The sequence below is a fragment of the Caballeronia sp. ATUFL_M2_KS44 genome (genome assembly GCF_023630965.1).
Lineage (GTDB): Bacteria > Pseudomonadota > Gammaproteobacteria > Burkholderiales > Burkholderiaceae > Caballeronia > Caballeronia concitans.
The window spans coordinates 941,528-959,107 of the sequence record NZ_JALQEA010000006.1 but is presented as its reverse complement, the minus strand read 5'-3'; the positions used below and the strand labels follow the sequence as shown (position 1 = coordinate 959,107).

Annotated in this window: 14 protein-coding genes; 10 read left to right on the top strand and 4 right to left on the bottom strand. The window is 65.5% G+C overall.

Annotated features, from left to right (window positions below):
* Positions 1-336: 336 nt before the first annotated feature.
* From NCR39_RS04520 to NCR39_RS04505, 4 genes are all read left to right on the top strand, one after another.
* Positions 337-1,695: an MdtA/MuxA family multidrug efflux RND transporter periplasmic adaptor subunit gene (locus NCR39_RS04520; protein WP_250450957.1), complete on the top strand. Its 1,359-nt coding sequence runs from the start codon at positions 337-339 to the stop codon at positions 1,693-1,695.
* Between the two features lie 15 nt (positions 1,696-1,710).
* Positions 1,711-4,833: an MdtB/MuxB family multidrug efflux RND transporter permease subunit gene (locus NCR39_RS04515; RefSeq protein WP_250450956.1), complete on the top strand. Its 3,123-nt coding sequence runs from the start codon at positions 1,711-1,713 to the stop codon at positions 4,831-4,833.
* A gap of 3 nt (positions 4,834-4,836) precedes the next feature.
* Entirely contained in the window at positions 4,837-8,172 is a 3,336-nt protein-coding gene (locus NCR39_RS04510; RefSeq protein ID WP_250450955.1) for an efflux RND transporter permease subunit, read from the top strand.
* A 101-nt stretch (positions 8,173-8,273) separates the two neighbouring features.
* Positions 8,274-8,969, top strand: a complete 696-nt coding sequence (locus NCR39_RS04505; protein ID WP_250450954.1) for an SDR family oxidoreductase — start codon at positions 8,274-8,276, stop codon at positions 8,967-8,969.
* Here NCR39_RS04505 and kdpE read toward each other — a convergent pair.
* Genes kdpE through NCR39_RS04485 form a run of 4 tightly spaced genes read right to left on the bottom strand, consistent with a single transcriptional unit; the run spans position 8,966 to position 11,839 of the window.
* Positions 8,966-9,664 carry a two-component system response regulator KdpE gene (kdpE, locus tag NCR39_RS04500; protein ID WP_250450953.1) on the bottom strand — a complete coding sequence of 233 codons (699 nt, stop codon included), beginning with the start codon at positions 9,662-9,664 and terminating at the stop codon, positions 8,966-8,968. The genes NCR39_RS04505 and kdpE overlap by 4 nt on opposite strands.
* On the bottom strand, positions 9,661-10,635 hold the full coding sequence (locus NCR39_RS04495; protein WP_250450950.1) for a quinone oxidoreductase family protein: 975 nt from the start codon (positions 10,633-10,635) through the stop codon (positions 9,661-9,663). The genes kdpE and NCR39_RS04495 overlap by 4 nt, the downstream gene beginning before the upstream one ends.
* Positions 10,636-10,666: 31 nt before the next feature.
* Entirely contained in the window at positions 10,667-11,056 is a 390-nt protein-coding gene (locus NCR39_RS04490; protein WP_250450948.1) for a methylglyoxal synthase, read from the bottom strand.
* 3 nt (positions 11,057-11,059) lie between these two features.
* Positions 11,060-11,839, bottom strand: coding sequence for an SDR family oxidoreductase (locus tag NCR39_RS04485; RefSeq protein WP_250450946.1), 780 nt, complete (start codon positions 11,837-11,839; stop codon positions 11,060-11,062).
* A gap of 268 nt (positions 11,840-12,107) precedes the next feature.
* On the opposite strand from NCR39_RS04485, the gene upp reads away from it, so the two are divergent.
* The 6 genes from upp (at position 12,108) to rsfS (ending at position 17,575) form a co-directional block, all read left to right on the top strand.
* Positions 12,108-12,761 carry a uracil phosphoribosyltransferase gene (gene upp, locus NCR39_RS04480; protein WP_250450944.1) on the top strand — a complete coding sequence of 218 codons (654 nt, stop codon included), beginning with the start codon at positions 12,108-12,110 and terminating at the stop codon, positions 12,759-12,761.
* Positions 12,762-13,084: 323 nt separating this feature from the next.
* On the top strand, positions 13,085-13,813 hold the full coding sequence (locus tag NCR39_RS04475; RefSeq protein ID WP_250450942.1) for a YebC/PmpR family DNA-binding transcriptional regulator: 729 nt from the start codon (positions 13,085-13,087) through the stop codon (positions 13,811-13,813).
* Positions 13,814-14,036: 223 nt separating this feature from the next.
* A complete protein-coding gene (gene purD, locus NCR39_RS04470; protein WP_250450940.1) occupies positions 14,037-15,326 on the top strand; it encodes a phosphoribosylamine--glycine ligase in 1,290 nt (429 codons plus the stop codon).
* Between the two features lie 110 nt (positions 15,327-15,436).
* Positions 15,437-16,396 carry an oxygen-dependent coproporphyrinogen oxidase gene (gene hemF, locus NCR39_RS04465; protein WP_250450939.1) on the top strand — a complete coding sequence of 320 codons (960 nt, stop codon included), beginning with the start codon at positions 15,437-15,439 and terminating at the stop codon, positions 16,394-16,396.
* Complete coding sequence (locus NCR39_RS04460) at positions 16,387-17,109, top strand: nicotinate-nucleotide adenylyltransferase (RefSeq protein ID WP_250450938.1); 723 nt, start codon at positions 16,387-16,389, stop codon at positions 17,107-17,109. The genes hemF and NCR39_RS04460 overlap by 10 nt, the downstream gene beginning before the upstream one ends.
* A gap of 13 nt (positions 17,110-17,122) precedes the next feature.
* Complete coding sequence (gene rsfS / locus NCR39_RS04455) at positions 17,123-17,575, top strand: ribosome silencing factor (protein WP_250450937.1); 453 nt, start codon at positions 17,123-17,125, stop codon at positions 17,573-17,575.
* The last annotated feature ends 5 nt before the right edge of the window (positions 17,576-17,580 follow it).

Below are 17,580 nucleotides of genomic sequence, written 5' to 3'. Positions count from 1 at the left end.
ACTGTCGCGCCGGATGGCGATGGCCGCGCCGTTGCGCGAAGTCGTCGCCGGCGAAAATCGGCGGGCATCGAAAGCCGGATCGAAGGCTTCATGTAACAGCCGTAATCAACAGAAAGAATGCCGTGTGGACGGGCATCGGCGCGGGACGTAGCATCATGCTTCGCGCGCACCGGGGTCGCGCGGGAACGCTGGCCGAACGCTTGCTGCATATTGGTTTCTTCGAACCGGCGGGCTTCGTCCGCCGCCGACTTTCCCGGACCCCGCCCCGCCCGCATCGCGAGATGCCGCCCATCCGCGCCCCGCACGACAGACTTGGAAACACCCAGCCACCGAACGATGGACGATCAAAAGACCACTCCCGCGCAGTCACGCCAGCAACCCACGCGTCCCGCCGATCCCGCCCCGCCCGTCACCGCCGCCACGCCGCCGCGCCGCCGCCGGCTCGTGCCGCTCGTCGTCGCGGTGCTGATCGTCGCGGGGGCGGTGGCGTGGTGGCATCCGTGGAATCGCGGCGGCACGCCGGGCCAGCCGCAGGAAGCGCGTCAGGGCGGACGCCGCGGCGCGAACCCGATGAATCAGCCGCAGCCGGTCCATGTCGCCACCGTCGCGCAAGGCGAAATGCCCGTGGTCATCAATTCGCTCGGCACAGTCACGCCGCTCGCGAACGTCACGGTCAAGACGCAGTTGAACGGCACCTTGATGAACGTCGCGTTCACCGAAGGCCAGATGGTCAAGAAAGGCGATCTCCTCGCGCAAATCGACCCGCGTCCGTACGAAATCTCGCTGCGCAACGCCGAAGGCACGCTCGCGCGCGATCAGGCGCTGCTGCAAACCGCGCGGCTCGACTTGCAGCGCTATCAGACGCTGCTTTCGCAGGACTCCATCGCGAAGCAGCAGGTGGACACGCAGGCATCGCTCGTCAAGCAATACGAAGGCGCGGTGAAGTCCGATCAGGCGAACGTCGATACCTACAAGCTCGATCTGACCTACGCGCGCATCACCGCGCCGGTGTCGGGCCGCGTGGGCCTGCGTCAGGTCGATCCCGGCAACTACGTGACCACGGGCGACACGAACGGCGTCGTCGTCATCACGCAGTTGCAGCCGATCAGCGTGATTTTCACCACGTCCGAGGACAACCTCGCGGCCATTCTCAAGCCGCTGCACACGGGCTCGAAGATGTCCGTGACCGCGTACGACCGCGCGAACACCACCGCGATCGAAGCGGGCTATCTGGAAACGGTCGATAACCAGATCGACACCACCACCGGCACGGTCAAACTGCGCGGCACCTTCCAGAACAAGGAAGGCATGCTGTTTCCGAACCAGTTCGTGAACACGAAGCTGCTCGTCGATGTCATCAAGAACGCGACCATCGTGCCCACGTCGGCGGTGCTGAACGGGTCGTCGGGCGCGTTCGTGTATGTCGTGAAGCCGGACAACACCGTGACCGTGCGCAACGTGAAGACCGGCCCCGTCGATGGCGAGCGCACCAGCATCAAGTCCGGGCTGCAAGTGGGCGAGCGCGTCGTCATCGACGGGTCGGATCGCCTGAAGGAAGGCGCGAAGATCACCATTCCCGCCGACAAGCCCAAGGGCGCTTCCGGTGCGTCGGGCGCTTCGGCCGCTTCCGCTGCCGCGCCGGCATCGGCTGCGTCGGGCGCGCGTCATCATCGGCATCAGCAGCAGCCGCAGTAATCGTCAGGCCAACGCATGAATCCCTCCCGCATTTTTATTCTGCGTCCGGTCGGCACGGCGCTCCTGATGGCGGCGATCATGCTGGTCGGCCTCGTCGCGCTGCGTTTTCTGCCGCTGTCCGCGCTTCCCGCCGTCGACTATCCGACCATCCAGGTCCAGACGTTCTATCCCGGCGCGTCGCCCGACGTGATGACCTCCAGCGTCACCGCGCCGCTCGAAAAGCAGTTCGGGCAGATGGCGAGTCTCAACCAGATGTCGTCGCAGAGTTCGGCGGGGGCATCGGTCATCACGCTGCAGTTCAGTCTGGATTTGCCGCTCGATATCGCCGAGCAGGAAGTGCAGGCCGCGATCAACGCGGCGGGCAACCTGCTGCCGTCCGACCTGCCCGCGCCGCCGATTTACGCGAAGGTGAACCCGGCCGACGCGCCGATCATCACGCTCGCGATCAGTTCCAAGACGCTGCCGCTCACGCAGGTGCAGGATCTCGCCGATACGCGCCTCGCCCAGAAGATTTCGCAGGTGGCGGGCGTGGGCCTCGTGTCGATCAGCGGCGGCAATCGCCCGGCGGTGCGCATTCAGGCGAACACGCGCGCGCTGGCGTCGTACGGGCTCAACATCGACGATCTGCGCACGACCATCTCCAATCTCAACGTCAACACGCCGAAGGGCAACTTCGACGGTCCGACGCGCGCGTACACCATCAACGCGAACGACCAGCTCACCGATGCCAACGCGTACAAGAGCGCGGTGGTCGCGTACCGCAACGGCCGGCCGGTGATGCTGACGGACGTCGCGAGCATCGTGCAGGGGCCGGAAAACACGAAGCTCGGCGCGTGGGTCGATTCCACGCCCGCGATCATCCTGAACGTGCAGCGTCAGCCGGGCGCGAACGTCATTCAGGTGGTCGATGGCATCAAGAAGCTGCTGCCGCAGTTGCAGCAGTCGTTGCCGGCTGCACTCGACGTTCGCGTCGTCACCGACCGCACCACGACCATCCGCGCGTCCGTGCGCGACGTGCAGTTCGAACTTGCGTTGTCCGTCGTGCTGGTCGTGATGGTCATCTATCTGTTCCTCGCGAACGTCTACGCGACCATCATTCCGAGCCTTTCGGTGCCGCTCTCGCTCGTCGGCACGCTCGCGGTCATGTATCTGTGCGGCTTCTCGCTCGACAACCTCTCGCTGATGGCGCTGACCATCGCGACCGGCTTCGTGGTGGACGACGCCATCGTGATGATCGAGAACATCGCGCGCTATGTGGAGGAAGGCGAATCGCCGCTCGAAGCCGCGCTGAAGGGATCGAAGCAGATCGGCTTCACCATCATTTCGCTGACGGTCTCGCTCATCGCCGTGCTCATTCCGCTGCTTTTCATGGGCGATGTCGTCGGCCGGCTGTTCCATGAATTCGCGATCACGCTCGCGGTGACCATCGTGATTTCGGCGGTCGTCTCGCTCACGCTCGTGCCGATGATGTGCGCGAAACTCCTGCGCCACACGCCGCCGAAGGAAAGCAAGCGCTTCGAAGCACGCGCTCACCAGTTCATCGATTACGTGATCGGGCGTTACGCGGTCGCGCTCGAATGGGTGCTCGAACGGCAGCGCGCGACGCTGCTCGTGTTCGTGCTCACGCTCATTTTCACCGCCGTCCTGTACGTCTACATTCCGAAGGGCTTCTTTCCGACGCAGGACACGGGCGTCATTCAGGCGATCACGCAGGCGCCGCAGGCGGCGTCGTACCAGGCGGTCGCGGAGCAGCAGCAGGCTCTCGCGAAGCAGATCCTGCAGAACCCGGACGTGGAGAGTCTCACGTCGTTCATCGGCGTCGATGGAACGAATATCACGCTCAATAGCGGGCGCATGCTCATCAATCTGAAGCCGCGCGACGACCGCAGCAACACGTCGAGCGACATCATCCGCAACATTCAGGACGAAGTCGCGAACATTCCCGGCATCAAGCTGTACATGCAGCCGGTTCAGGACCTGACGATCGATTCCACCGTCAGCCCGACGCAATACCAGTTCATGCTGACGGACCCGAACGCCGCCGAGTTCGCGGAATGGGTGCCGAAGCTCGTCGAAAAGCTGCAACACACGTCGATCCTCACGGACGTCGCGACGGACCTGCAGCAGAACGGCCAGTCGGTGTACGTGGAAATCGACCGCGCGACGGCCGCGCGCTTCGGCATCACGCCCGCGACGGTCGACAACGCGCTCTACGACGCGTTCGGCCAGCGCATCATCTCGACCATCTTCACGCAGTCGAACCAGTACCGCGTGATCCTCGAAGCCGAACCGAGCGACGCGCACTACAGCGAGACGCTCAACGGCATCTATCTGCCCTCCTCCACCGCGACGAACGGGCAGGTGCCGCTCTCGGCCATCGCCAAGTTCCACGAGCGCGCGGCGCCCTTGCTCGTCACGCACCTCGGCCAGTTCCCCGCGACGACCGTGTCGTTCAACCTCGCGAAGGGCGCATCGCTCGGGGCGGCGGTGAAGGCCATCGAACAGGCGAAGAACGAGGTCGGCTTGCCCGCTTCGTTCCAGATTCGCTATCAGGGCGCGGCGCTCGCGTTCCAGGCGTCGCTGTCGAACGAACTGTTCCTGATTCTCGCGGCCATCGTCACGATGTATATCGTGCTGGGCGTGCTGTACGAGAGCTTCATCCATCCGATCACCATTCTTTCGACGCTGCCCTCCGCGGGCGTCGGCGCGCTGCTGTCGCTGATGGTCACGGGGCACGATCTCGACATCATCGGGATCATCGGCATCGTGCTCCTGATCGGCATCGTGAAGAAGAACGCGATCATGATGATCGACTTCGCGCTCGAAGCGGAGCGCGATCAGGGCAAGCCGCCGCGCGAGGCGATCTTCCAGGCGTGTCTGCTGCGCTTTCGCCCCATTCTCATGACGACGATGGCCGCGCTATTAGGCGCGCTGCCGCTGATGCTCGGCTGGGGCGCGGGTTCCGAGTTGCGGCATCCGCTCGGCATTGCGATCGTCGGCGGTCTGATCGTCTCGCAATTGCTCACGCTCTTCACGACGCCCGTGATCTATCTCGCGTTCGATTCGCTCGGACAGCGGCTGCGCGCGCGCTTCGGGCGCGGCCTGCCCGATGCCCGGCCCGCGAGCGACGTGGAGTAAGCCATGAACCTGTCGCGCCTTTTCATCGACCGGCCCGTCGCGACGACGCTGCTCGCCATCGGCATCGCGCTCGCCGGCATGTTCGCGTTCGTGAAGCTGCCCGTCGCGCCGCTGCCGCAGGTCGATTTCCCGACCATCTCCGTGCAGGCGACGCTGCCGGGCGCAAGCCCCGAGACGGTGGCGACGAGCGTCGCGAGTCCGCTGGAACGGCATCTCGGCAGCATCGCCGACGTGAGCGAAATGACGTCGATGAGTTCGGTCGGCACCACGCGCATCACGCTGCAATTCGGCCTGAACCGCGACATCGACGGCGCCGCGCGCGACGTGCAGGCCGCGATCAACGCCGCGCGCGCCGACCTGCCGACCTCGCTGCGCCAGAACCCGACGTACCACAAGGTCAACCCCGCCGACGCGCCGATTCTCGTGCTCGCGCTTTCGTCGCCCACGCGCACGGCGGGTTCGCTTTACGATTCCGCCGCGACCGTGCTGCAGCAGACGCTTTCGACGGTGCCGGGCGTCGGCGAAGTGGACGTGAGCGGCTCGGCGAATCCGGCGGTGCGCGTGGAACTGGAACCGGGCGCGCTGTTTCACTACGGCATCGGCCTCGAAGACGTGCGCGCGGCGCTCGCGTCGGCGAACGCGAACAGCCCGAAAGGCGCCATCGAGTTCAAGGGCACGCACGTCCAGCTCTACACCAACGATCAGGCGAGCAAGGCGTCGCAGTACAAGGATCTCGTCGTCGCGTATCGCAACGGCTCGGCGGTGAAGCTCTCGGACGTGGGCGAAGTCGTCGATTCGGTCGAGGACTTGCGCAATCTCGGCCTCATCAACAACAAGCGCGCGGTGCTGGTCATTCTGTATCGCCAGCCGGGCGCGAACATTATCGAGACGATCGACCGCGTGAAGGCGATGCTGCCGCAACTGCAGGCCGCGCTTCCCGCCGACGTCCAGATCACGCCGACCGCCGATCGCTCCACCACCATCCGCTCGTCGCTGCACGACACCGAACTCACGCTCGTGATCGCGGTCGCGCTCGTGGTGATGGTCGTGTTCCTGTTCCTGCGCAACTGGCGCGCCACGCTGATACCGAGCGTCGCCGTGCCGATATCGATCATCGGCACGTTCGCGGCGATGTATCTGCTCGGCTTCTCGCTCGACAATCTCTCGCTGATGGCGCTGACCATCGCGACGGGCTTCGTGGTGGACGACGCGATCGTCGTGCTGGAAAACATCTCGCGGCATGTCGAAAACGGCGTGCCGCGCAGACGGGCCGCGATTATCGGCGCGCGCGAGGTCGGCTTCACGGTGCTGTCGATCAGCGTGTCGCTCGTCGCCGTGTTCCTGCCGATCCTGCTGATGGGCGGCATCGTCGGGCGGCTGTTCCGCGAGTTCGCGCTGACGCTTTCGCTCGCCATCGGCGTATCGCTCGTGGTCTCGCTCACCGTCACGCCGATGATGTGCTCGCGACTGCTCGCCGAATCGCACGAAAAGCGCGAGGAAGGACGCATCGCGCGCTGGCTCGAACGGCAGTTCGACCGCCTGCAGCGCGGCTATGCGCGCACGCTCGGCTGGGCGCTCGGGCATCCGCTGCTCATTCTGCTCGTGCTGATCGCGACCATCGGGCTGAACGTATATTTGTACGTGATCGTGCCGAAGGGCTTTTTCCCGCAGCAGGACACGGGGCGCATCATCGGCGGCATTCAGGCGGACCAGAGCACGTCGTTCCAGGCAATGAAGACGAAGTTCTCGGAGATGATGCGCATCGTCGAAGCCGATCCGGCGGTCGACAGCGTCGCCGGCTTCACGGGCGGGCGTTCGACCAACTCCGGCTTCATGTTCATCTCGCTCAAGCCGAAGAAGGAGCGCAAGGTCTCGGCGGATCAGGTGATCAATCGCCTGCGCAAGCCGCTTTCCGATGTCGCCGGCGCGCGCACCTTCCTCCAGGCGGTGCAGGACATTCGCGTGGGCGGGCGGCAGTCGAACGCGCAGTATCAGTTCACGATGCTCTCGGACACCACGGCCGATCTGTACAAATGGGGGCCGCTTCTCACCGACGCGCTGATGAAGCGCCCCGAGCTGACCGACGTCAATTCCGACCAGCAACAAGGCGGGCTGGAAGCGATGGTCACGTTCGACCGCGCGACCGCCGCGCGCCTGAACATCAAGCCCGCGCAGATCGACAACACGCTCTACGACGCGTTCGGCCAGCGGCAGGTTTCGACCATCTACAACGCGCTGTCGCAATATCACGTGGTGATGGAAGTCGCGCCGAAGTACTGGCAAGACCCCGAGATGCTGAAGCAGCTTTACATCAGCACGTCGGGCGGCACGGCGAGCGGGTCGGCATCGACGAATTCGACGACCACGTCCAGCGCGACGAGCACCGCGTCCACCACGGCCACCGGATCGACCGGCGCGGGCGGTTCGTCGACGAGCGCGGCGGACACCACCTCCGCACTCGCGCTCGAATCGGTGCGCAACTCGGCGACCAACGCGATCGCGGCGAGCGGCAAGTCGGGATCGTCGTCGGGCGCGGCGGTGTCCACGTCGAAGGAAACGATGGTGCCGCTCTCGGCCATCGCGAAGTTCGGGCCGGGCAACACGCCGCTGTCGGTGAACCACCAGAGCCAGTTCGTCGCGTCGACCATTTCGTTCAACCTGCCGCCGGGCAAATCGCTCTCGGACGCCACCGCCGCGATCTACGAAACGATGGCCGAAATCGGCGTGCCGCAGACCATCCACGGCAGCTTCCAGGGCACGGCGCAGGCGTTCCAGCAGTCGATGAACGATCAGCCGCTGCTCATTCTGGCGGCGCTCGCGGCGGTGTATATCGTGCTCGGCATCCTGTACGAGAGCTATATCCACCCGATCACGATTCTCTCCACGCTGCCTTCCGCCGGCGTCGGCGCGCTGCTCGCGCTGCTGCTGTTCAAGACGGAGTTCAGCATCATCGCGCTGATCGCGGTCATTCTGCTCATCGGCATCGTGAAGAAGAACGCGATCATGATGGTCGACTTCGCCATCGAGGCGACGCGACACGGCGCCAAGACATCGCGCGATGCGATCGAGGAAGCGTGCCTCTTGCGCTTTCGCCCGATCATGATGACCACCGCCGCCGCGCTGCTCGGCGCGCTGCCGCTCGCGTTCGGCACCGGCGAAGGCTCGGAGATGCGCGCGCCGCTCGGCATTGCGATCGTCGGCGGGCTGATCGTCAGCCAGATGCTCACGCTCTACACGACGCCTGTGGTTTACCTGTACATGGACCGCTTCCGCGTGCGTGCGCAAGCGCGGCGCGCGCGCCGCAAGGGCGGTGCGCAGGCGGCGCGCGCAGCCGAGTGATCCGGCAAGCGCGTCCACGTGAGCCGTTGCAAGTTCACGTGGCGCGCGCCGCGAAAATCGCCTACGGTGTTCGAAACGGTAACCGGAACGGAGCGACCCGAATGTTAGCGATGAAAGTCCTGCTGATCGGCGCGCACGGCCGCACGGGCCGTCCTGTCGCGCGAAGGCTGCATCAACACGGCATCGCCTTTCGCGCGCTGCTGCGCAAGTCCGCGCAGAAAAGCGAGTTCGCGGCGCTCGGCGCGGAGATCGTGCTCGGCGACCTGAACAACGACTTCTCCCACGCGTTCGACGACATCACGCACGTGATCTACGCGGCCGGATCGGCGGAGACGGAAGGCGTGCAGGAAGAGCGCGCGATCGATCGCGACGCCGTCATGCGCACCGCCGACTACGCGAAGCGCCGACGCGTGCGGCAGCTCGTCGTCGTGAGCGCGCTCCTGGCGTCGCATCCGGAGAAGAGTCCGTTCGCGCTGCGCCATTATTCGCGCATGAAACGCGAAGCCGACGATTACATCGCGCATCGCGGCGTGCCTTACGCCATTCTGCGGCCCGGTCCGCTTTCCGACGAACCGGCGCACGGCGGCATCGCGCTGGCCGGCGAGCGGACGCTGAACTTGCCGGCTGTATCGCGGGAAGATGTCGCCGAACTGGCGGTGCGATGCGTGATGCGCGGCGTGAAGGACATCACGATCGGCTTTGTCGGCGGCAACGAGCCGATCGACCATGCGCTCGATGCGCTCTTCGCCACCGATCCGCTTTCGCCCGTGCTCGCGCGGCACATTCAGCGAAGCTAGCTCACGCCGACCAGCCGATACCCCACGCCGGTTTCGGTGACGATATGCTCGGGCTGCGCGGCATCGCGTTCGAGCTTCTGCCGCAAATGCGCCATGTAGATGCGCAAATAATGCGGGCTCTCGACATGCGACGGCCCCCACACCTCGCGCAGCAGATGCCGGTGCGTCAGCACGCGCCCCGCGTCGCGCACGAGCGTCGCGAGCAGACGATATTCGATCGGCGTCAGATGCACGTTCTCGCCGTTCTTCGTGACGCGCCGCAACGCGAGGTCGACGCTGACATCGCCGAACGTCACGACGGGCGTCTCGCTGCCGGCCGCCTGATTGTGCCGCCGCAGATGCGCGCGAATCCGCGCCATCAGTTCGGACACGCCGAAGGGCTTGGTGAGATAGTCGTCCGCGCCGGCATCGAGCGCGGCGACTTTCTCTTCTTCCTGCGTGCGCGCCGACAGCACGATCACCGGCACGTCGGTCCAGCCGCGCAGTTCGCGAATCACGTCGATGCCGTCCGTGTCCGGCAAGCCGAGATCGACGATCACGAGATCCGGCTTGCGCGTCGCGGCGGCGACGAGCCCTTGCTGGCCGTTCTCCGCTTCGTGCACCGTCATGCCCTGCGCTTCCAGCGACACGCGCACGAATCGGCGAATCTGCTTCTCGTCCTCGATCAGGACGACGGTGAATGACGGCTCGCTCAAGGCAACAGAATGGTCGAGCCCGTCGTCCTGCGCGCTTCCAGGTCTTCGTGCGCGCGCGCCGCGTCCGCGAGCGGATACCGCTGCCGCACATTCGTCTTCACCTTCCCCGACGATACGACTTCGAACAGCTCGGCGGCCATCGCATCGAGATCGGCGCGCTTCGCGATGTAGCTGAAGAGCGTCGGACGCGTGAAGAACAGCGACCCGCGTCCCGCGAGTTCCGACGAATCGATGGGCGGCACCGGCCCCGACGAGTTGCCGAAGCTCACGAAAAGCCCGAGCGGCGCGAGGCAATCGAGCGAGCCGATATACGTGTCCTTGCCGATCGAATCGTAGACGACGGGCACGCCCGCGCCGTTCGTGATCTCGCGCACGCGCTGCGTGAAGTTATCGCGCGTATAGACGATCGGGTGATCGCAGCCATGCGCCCGTGCGATTTCGGCCTTCTCGTCCGAACCGACCGTGCCGATGACCGTCGCGCCGAGCGCCTTCGCCCACTGGCACGCGAGCATGCCGACGCCGCCCGCCGCCGCGTGAATCAGCACGGTATCGCCCTCCTTCACGCGATACGTGCGGCGCAAGAGATATTGCGCGGTCAGCCCTTGCAGCATGATCGACGCGGCATCCTCATAGCCGATCGCATCCGGCAGCTTGACGACGTAATCCGCGGCCATCACCCGCTCTTCGGCATACGCGCCCGGCGGACGCGACGCATACGCCACGCGATCGCCCGGCTTGAACTGCGTGACGCCCTCGCCGACCGCCGTCACCTCGCCCGCGCCTTCCATGCCGAGGCCGCCGGGCAGCGGCATCGGATAAAGGCCGGTGCGGAAATACACGTCGATGAAATTGAGCCCCACCGCATGATGCTTCACGCGGATCTCGCCCTTGCCCGGCGCGCCCACGTCCACATCGACCCACTTCATGACTTCCGGGCCGCCTGTCTTGTCGAATCGGATTGCCTTGGTCATCGCTCGATCGTCTCCTGGTTTCGTGGATGCATCAGCCCGCGTGCACGAGGCGCGCGCGCAGTTCGTCGAGAATCATGCGCGCCGTCGCGACGTTGGTCGCGCACGGCACGTTGTGCACGTCGCAGGCGCGTACGAGCGCGTTGATGTCCGGCTCGTGCGGCTGCGGCGTCATCGGGTCGCGCAGGAAGATCACCACGTCGACGCGGCCTTCCGCCAGTTCCCCGCCGATCTGCAGGTCGCCGCCGTGCGGGCCGGACAGCTTGCGCTCGACGTCCAGCCCGTGCGCCGCCGAGATGCGCGAGCCGGTCGTGCCGGTCGCGACGAGCTGGCACTGCGCGAGCGTGTCGACATACTGGCCCGTGAGCGCCACGATGTCGTCCTTTTTCATGTCGTGCGCGATCAGCGCGACGCGTGTGCTCATGACTTAATAGGTCCCCGGATAAGCGCCGCCATCGATCAGTATGTTCTGCCCGATGATGTAACCCGCGTGCACGCTGCACAGGAACGCGCACGTGCGGCCGAATTCGTCCGGATTGCCGAAGCGGCCGGCCGGCAGCGCTTCCGCGCGGCGAGCGCGCACTTCGTCGATGGAAACGTTCTGCGCCTTCGCCTGCGCCTCGAACGTGACGGCGATGCGGTCCGTATCGAACGTGCCGGGCAGCAGATTGTTGATGGTCACGCCCGTCGACGCGACCTTGCGCGCCACGCCCGCGACGAAGCCCGTCAGCCCCGAACGCGCGCCGTTGGAGAGACCCAGCACGTCGATCGGCGCCTTCACCGAGGAACTCGTGATATTCACGATGCGCCCGAATCCGCGATCGATCATGCCGTCGATGGTCCGCTTGATCAGCTCGATCGGCGTCAGCATGTTCCCTTCGAGCGCCTTGATCCACATGTCGTGCGTGAAGTTGCGGAAATCGCCCGGCGGCGGGCCGCCCGCGTTGTTCACGAGAATGTCCGGCTGCGGGCACGCGGCGAGCGCGGCGGCGTGGCCTTCGGGCGTGGTGATGTCGCACGCGACGGCCTGCACGTTCACGCCGTATTGCGAACGGATGCTCGCGGCGGTCGCTTCGAGCGTCTCGGCCGTGCGCGCCGTGATCACGAGATTCACGCCCTCGGCGGCGAGCGCTTCCGCGCAGCCGCGCCCGAGTCCCTTGCTTGCTGCGCACACGAGCGCCGTGCGCCCCGCGATTCCCATGTCCATCGTCCATCTCCTGTCGTCGTTGCGTGTTCGAATCGTCGGCCCGAAGCGTCGTGCGTTGCGCGCTTCGAAACGCCTCTCGCGCATTCTAGAAGAATCGGGGCGGCAACGTCGGCGTGCGTTGACGGGCAAACCGCGGAAGATTATTCCTAAGCGATGGCGGCCTTTTCGGTAAACTGTCGCCACTGCCTTGCCCGGCGCGCCGCTTGCGCCGCCGCGATCGCCCACGGCAGAACCATCACCCGAGCAGGACGCGCATCGCGCGAGACCCATGAAACAAGACAGCCGCTTTCCGAATCTCTTCATCCTCAATCACCCGCTGATCCAGCACAAGCTCACCCACATGCGCGACAAGGACACGTCCACGCGCACGTTTCGCGAACTGCTGCGCGAAATCACGCTGCTGATGGGCTACGAGATCACGCGCAACCTGCAACTGACGACCAAACGCGTCGCCACGCCGCTCGTCGAGATCGACGCGCCGGTCATCGCCGGCAAGAAGCTTGCGATCGTGCCGGTGCTGCGCGCGGGCATCGGCATGTCGGACGGCCTGCTCGACCTGATTCCGTCGGCGCGCGTCGGGCATATCGGCGTGTATCGCGCGGACGATCACCGGCCGGTCGAATATCTCGTGCGCCTGCCGCCCGATCTCGAAGAGCGCGTGTTCATTCTCTGCGATCCCATGGTCGCGACGGGTTATTCCGCCGTGCACGCCGTCGACGTGATGAAGCGCCGCAACGTGCTGGACGAGAACATCATCTTCGTAGCGCTCGTGGCCGCGCCGGAAGGCGTGAAGGTGTTCCAGGACGCGCATCCGGACGTGAAGCTCTACGTCGCGTCGCTCGATTCGCATTTGAACGAGCATGCGTATATCGTCCCCGGTTTGGGCGATGCCGGCGATCGCCTGTTCGGCACGAGAAACTGAACCGCGCGAAACGGTTCTCCCGCCGCCGCACGCCCGTGCGGCGGTTCTGTTTTCATCGCCCAATGAAGCCCGTGGCTGCTGCCGCGGCTTGGGGTCATGATAAAATTTCGGTCTGTTCCTAGCCGGCAAAGCGGGCCTTCGAGCCCTGGCGGCGCGTCGTAGAGACGCCTCGCCGAAGACGCGCGCACGCCGCCGCGTCGGCCGGCAACACCGCCGCCGCCTGACAGGCAACGCGGCGCGAACGCAGGCGGCGCGGACATTTTCAGCACGCATCACAGCACATTTGGCGCTCGGTTTCTCGCCGCGCGCGACGGAGAAAGGTAATGGCGGGTCATTCGAAATGGGCCAACATCAAGCATAAGAAGGCCGCGGCCGACGCGAAGAAAGGCAAGGTCTGGACGCGCCTCATCAAGGAAATCCAGGTCGCGGCGCGCATGGGCGGCGGCGACATCGACTCCAACCCGCGTCTGCGGCTCGCCGTCGACAAGGCCTACGACGCCAACATGCCGAAGGACAACATCAACCGCGCGATCCAGCGCGGCGTCGGCGGCGTGGATGGCGCGAACTACGAAGAAATCCGCTACGAAGGCTACGGCATCGGCGGCGCGGCGATCATCGTCGACACCATGACGGACAACCGCACCCGCACCGTCGCGGAAGTGCGCCACGCGTTTTCGAAGTTCGGCGGCAACATGGGCACGGACGGCTCGGTATCGTTCATGTTCGATCACGTCGGCCAGTTCCTGTTCGCGCCCGGCACGCCGGAAGACACGCTGATGGACGCGGCGCTCGAAGCCGGCGCCGACGACGTCGTGACGAACGAAGACGGCAGCATCGAAGTGGTGTGCCCGCCGAACGATTTCCAGAAGGTGAAAGACGCGCTCGAAGCCGCCGGCTTCAAGGCCGAACTCGCCGAAGTGACGATGAAACCGCAGACGGAAGTCGAATTCACTGGCGACGACGCGGTGAAAATGCAAAAACTGCTCGACGCGCTCGAAAATCTCGACGACGTGCAGGAAGTCTATACAAACGCCGCGATCAACGAGGCGTAACCGCGCGGCAAAGCCGCCTCGCGGCATTGGAATGCCTTTCGCTTGAGGCTTGACGGTTGAGAAGGCGCGTGACGCAGCCGATGTCCGCGCGAGCCGCCTTCGAACCGTCGCGACGCGCCGCCGGACGTCCGGCGCCGTTGTCTTGCCGTGTCTCTCGCGCTCGTCCGTTCGAGCGCCGGCCGGTGCGCCGCCACTGCTTTCACACAGTTTTTCGGGGATTCAAATGAAGTTACTCGTCGTCGGTTCCGGCGGTCGCGAACATGCGCTGGCATGGAAGCTCGCACAGTCGCCTCGCGTACAGATCGTCTATGTGGCGCCGGGCAACGGCGGCACCGCGCAGGACGAGCGTCTGCGCAATATCGACATCACGGATCCGGCGGCGCTCGCCGATTTCGTCGAGAAAGAGCACGTTGTGCTGACGGTCGTCGGCCCCGAAACGCCGCTCGCGGCGGGCATCGTCAATCTGTTCCGCTCGCGCGGCCTCAAGATTTTCGGTCCGACGAAGGAAGCCGCGCAGCTCGAAAGCTCGAAGGACTTCGCGAAGGCGTTCATGAAGCGCCACAACATTCCGACCGCCGAGTACGAAACCTTCACCGACGCCGCCGCCGCGCACGCGTACATCGACGCGAAAGGCGCGCCGATCGTCATCAAGGCGGACGGACTGGCCGCCGGCAAGGGCGTGGTCGTGGCGATGAGCGTGGAAGAAGCGCACGCCGCCGTCGATTCCATGCTCGCCGACAACCAGTTCGGCGATGCCGGCGCGCGCGTCGTGATCGAAGAGTTCCTGACGGGCGAGGAAGCCAGCTTCATCGTGATGGTGGACGGCAAGCACGTGCTGCCGCTCGCCTCCAGCCAGGACCACAAGCGCCTGCTCGACGGCGACCGCGGTCCGAACACCGGCGGCATGGGCGCGTACTCGCCCGCGCCCATCGTCACGCCGCAACTGCACGCCCGCGTGATGCGCGAAGTCATCCTGCCGACGGTGCGCGGCATGGAGAACGAAGGCATCCGCTATACCGGTTTTCTGTACGCCGGCCTGATGATCGACGCGAACGGCAATCCGAAAACGCTCGAATTCAACTGCCGCATGGGCGACCCCGAAACGCAGCCGATCATGGCGCGTCTCAAGGGCGATTTCTCGAAGGTCGTGGAAATGGCCATCGACGGCAAGCTGGACGGCGCGGAACTCGACTGGGACCGCCGCACGGCGCTCGGCGTGGTGCTCGCCGCGCACAATTATCCGGAAACGCCGCGCAAGGGCGACCGCATCACCGGCATTCCGGCCGAAACGGACAATTCCGTGACGTTCCATGCGGGCACGACGCTCGCTGACGGCAAGCTGACGACCTCCGGCGGACGCGTGCTGTGCGTCGTGGGCCTCGCGGATTCCGTGCGCGGCGCGCAATCCGTGGTCTACGATACAGTCAACCAGATCTCGTTCGACGGCATGCAGTACCGCCGCGACATCGGCTACCGCGCGGTCAACCGCAAGCAGGCCGACCGTCACGGCTGAGGCGCCCCGCAGCTCAACGCGACACCGTGCTGCCGGACCTCGTGTCCGGCAGCGTGTTTCAAGCGCATCATTTACCTACGCGCCAGCCGGCTGGCGCAGTGCATCGATCGATGAGTGAACCGAACCGCAGCGCGGAAAACCAGGCACGACTGGACGCATCGCCCGACATCGCGGCCGTCCGCGATTATCTGACGGGCCTTCAACGCTCCATCGCCGATGCGCTCGGCGCGTTCGACGGCACGCCCTTCGCCACCGACGCCTGGACCCGCGAGCCCGGCGCGCATCTGCGTGGCGGCGGCGTCACCCGCATTCTCGAAGGCGGCGGATTCTTCGAGCGCGGCGGCATCGGTTTCTCGGATGTGCAGGGCGACGCCCTGCCGCCTTCCGCGAGCGCGGCGCGTCCGCAACTCGCGGGACGCGGATTCGAGGCGATGGGCGTATCGCTCGTGCTGCATCCGCGCAATCCGCACTGCCCGACCGTGCACATGAACGTGCGCATGCTCACTGCGGTGAAGGAAGGCGAAGCGCCCGTCTTCTGGTTCGGCGGCGGCATGGACCTCACGCCCATTTACGGCTACGAGGAAGACGCGGTGCATTTTCATCGCGTGTGCCGGGACGCGCTCGAACCGTTCGGCGCGGACCTGTATCCGCGTTTCAAGACGTGGTGCGACGAGTATTTTTATTTGAGACATCGAAACGAAGCGCGCGGAATCGGCGGCATTTTCTTCGATGATTTCTCCGAGCCTGGTTTCGAGCGCTCGTTCGCGATGATGCGCAGCGTCGGCGATGCGTTCCTCAAAGCGTATCTGCCGATCATCGAGCGCCGCCGCGACACGCCGTGGACCGAGCGCGAGCGCGAGTTTCAGGCGTACCGGCGCGGCCGCTACGTCGAATTCAATCTCGTCTTCGACCGCGGCACGCACTTCGGTCTCCAAAGCGGCGGGCGCACCGAGTCCATTCTCATGTCGATGCCGCCCGTCGCCAATTGGCGATACGACTGGCAACCGGAACCCGGCACGCCGGAAGCGCGGCTGTATCGGGATTTTCTGGTGCGCAGGGAATGGCTGTGACCGGCGCGTCGAATCACGCCGCGAACGCAATGTGCGCGAGGCGCGTCGGCTTGCTCGGCGGCACCTTCGATCCGATCCACGCCGGTCATCTCGCACTCGCGCGGCGTTTCGCCGACCTGTTGCGGCTGACCGAACTCGTGCTGCTGCCGGCGGGCCAGCCGTGGCAGAAGGAAGGCGTATCGGCGCCGCATCATCGATTGGCGATGACGCGCGCGGCGGCGGCATCGCTCGATCTGAACGGCGTGGCAATCACCGTCGCCACCGATGAAATCGAACGCGACGGCCCCACCTACACGATCGACACGCTCGCTCACTGGCGCGAGCGCGAAGGCGCGGCGGCGTCGATCTCGCTTCTGATCGGCGCGGATCAGCTCGTCAAGCTCGATTCGTGGCACGACTGGAAGCGGCTCTTCGACTTCGCGCACGTGTGCGTCGAAACGCGGCCGGGCTTCGACTTGGGCACGCTGCCCGCCGAAGTCGCGGCGGAAGTCGCGGCGCGCCGCGCGTCGCCCGACGTGCTGCGCGCAAGTCCGCATGGACACGTGCTGATCGACGAAACGCTTCTCATCGACGTATCCGCCACGGCGATCCGCGAGGAAGCGCGCCAGTCATCGACGGCAGCGGCGAGCCCGGTTTCGGGCAACGTCCGCGCCCAGGTCCCAACCGCCGTATGGGACTATATTGTTCAACATCACCTGTACCGGACACGGTAAAGACACAGTAATTATGGAACTTCAAAAGCTGCAACGCGCGATCATCGACGGTCTCGAAGACGTCAAGGCGCAAGACATCAAGGTGTTCAACACAACCCACCTGACGTCGCTGTTCGACCGCGTGGTCGTGGCGAGCGGGACGTCGAACCGGCAGACCAAGGCGCTCGCCAACAGCGTGCGCGAAAAGGTCAAGGAAGCGGGTGGCGACATCATCAGCACGGAAGGCGAAGAGATCGGCGAATGGGTGCTGGTCGATTGCGGCGACGCGGTCGTGCACATCCTGCAACCGGCGCTGCGCCAGTACTACAACCTCGAAGAAGTCTGGGGCGACAAGCCCGTGCGCGTGAAGCTGCAGAAGCCGAACATGTTCGGCGGCGCGCGCGTCGCGGATGACGAAGACGAGGACGAAGACGAAGCGCCCGCGGTCAAACGCCCGGCGCGCAAGACCACGCGCAAGCAGGCGTAACGCGG

Bases quoted from the DNA above. Each gene is read 5' to 3' on its own strand.
- NCR39_RS04520 (WP_250450957.1), top strand. From the start codon at position 337: ATGGACGATCAAAAGACCACTCCCGCGCAGTCACGCCAGCAACCCACG.
- NCR39_RS04485 (WP_250450946.1), bottom strand. From the start codon at position 11,839: ATGGACATGGGAATCGCGGGGCGCACGGCGCTCGTGTGCGCAGCAAGC.
- NCR39_RS04490 (WP_250450948.1), bottom strand. From the start codon at position 11,056: ATGAGCACACGCGTCGCGCTGATCGCGCACGACATGAAAAAGGACGAC.
- purD (WP_250450940.1), top strand. From the start codon at position 14,037: ATGAAGTTACTCGTCGTCGGTTCCGGCGGTCGCGAACATGCGCTGGCA.
- NCR39_RS04475 (WP_250450942.1), top strand. From the start codon at position 13,085: ATGGCGGGTCATTCGAAATGGGCCAACATCAAGCATAAGAAGGCCGCG.
- NCR39_RS04510 (WP_250450955.1), top strand. From the start codon at position 4,837: ATGAACCTGTCGCGCCTTTTCATCGACCGGCCCGTCGCGACGACGCTG.
- NCR39_RS04515 (WP_250450956.1), top strand. From the start codon at position 1,711: ATGAATCCCTCCCGCATTTTTATTCTGCGTCCGGTCGGCACGGCGCTC.
- NCR39_RS04495 (WP_250450950.1), bottom strand. From the start codon at position 10,635: ATGACCAAGGCAATCCGATTCGACAAGACAGGCGGCCCGGAAGTCATG.
- hemF (WP_250450939.1), top strand. From the start codon at position 15,437: ATGAGTGAACCGAACCGCAGCGCGGAAAACCAGGCACGACTGGACGCA.
- NCR39_RS04460 (WP_250450938.1), top strand. From the start codon at position 16,387: ATGGCTGTGACCGGCGCGTCGAATCACGCCGCGAACGCAATGTGCGCG.
- rsfS (WP_250450937.1), top strand. From the start codon at position 17,123: ATGGAACTTCAAAAGCTGCAACGCGCGATCATCGACGGTCTCGAAGAC.
- NCR39_RS04505 (WP_250450954.1), top strand. From the start codon at position 8,274: ATGTTAGCGATGAAAGTCCTGCTGATCGGCGCGCACGGCCGCACGGGC.
- upp (WP_250450944.1), top strand. From the start codon at position 12,108: ATGAAACAAGACAGCCGCTTTCCGAATCTCTTCATCCTCAATCACCCG.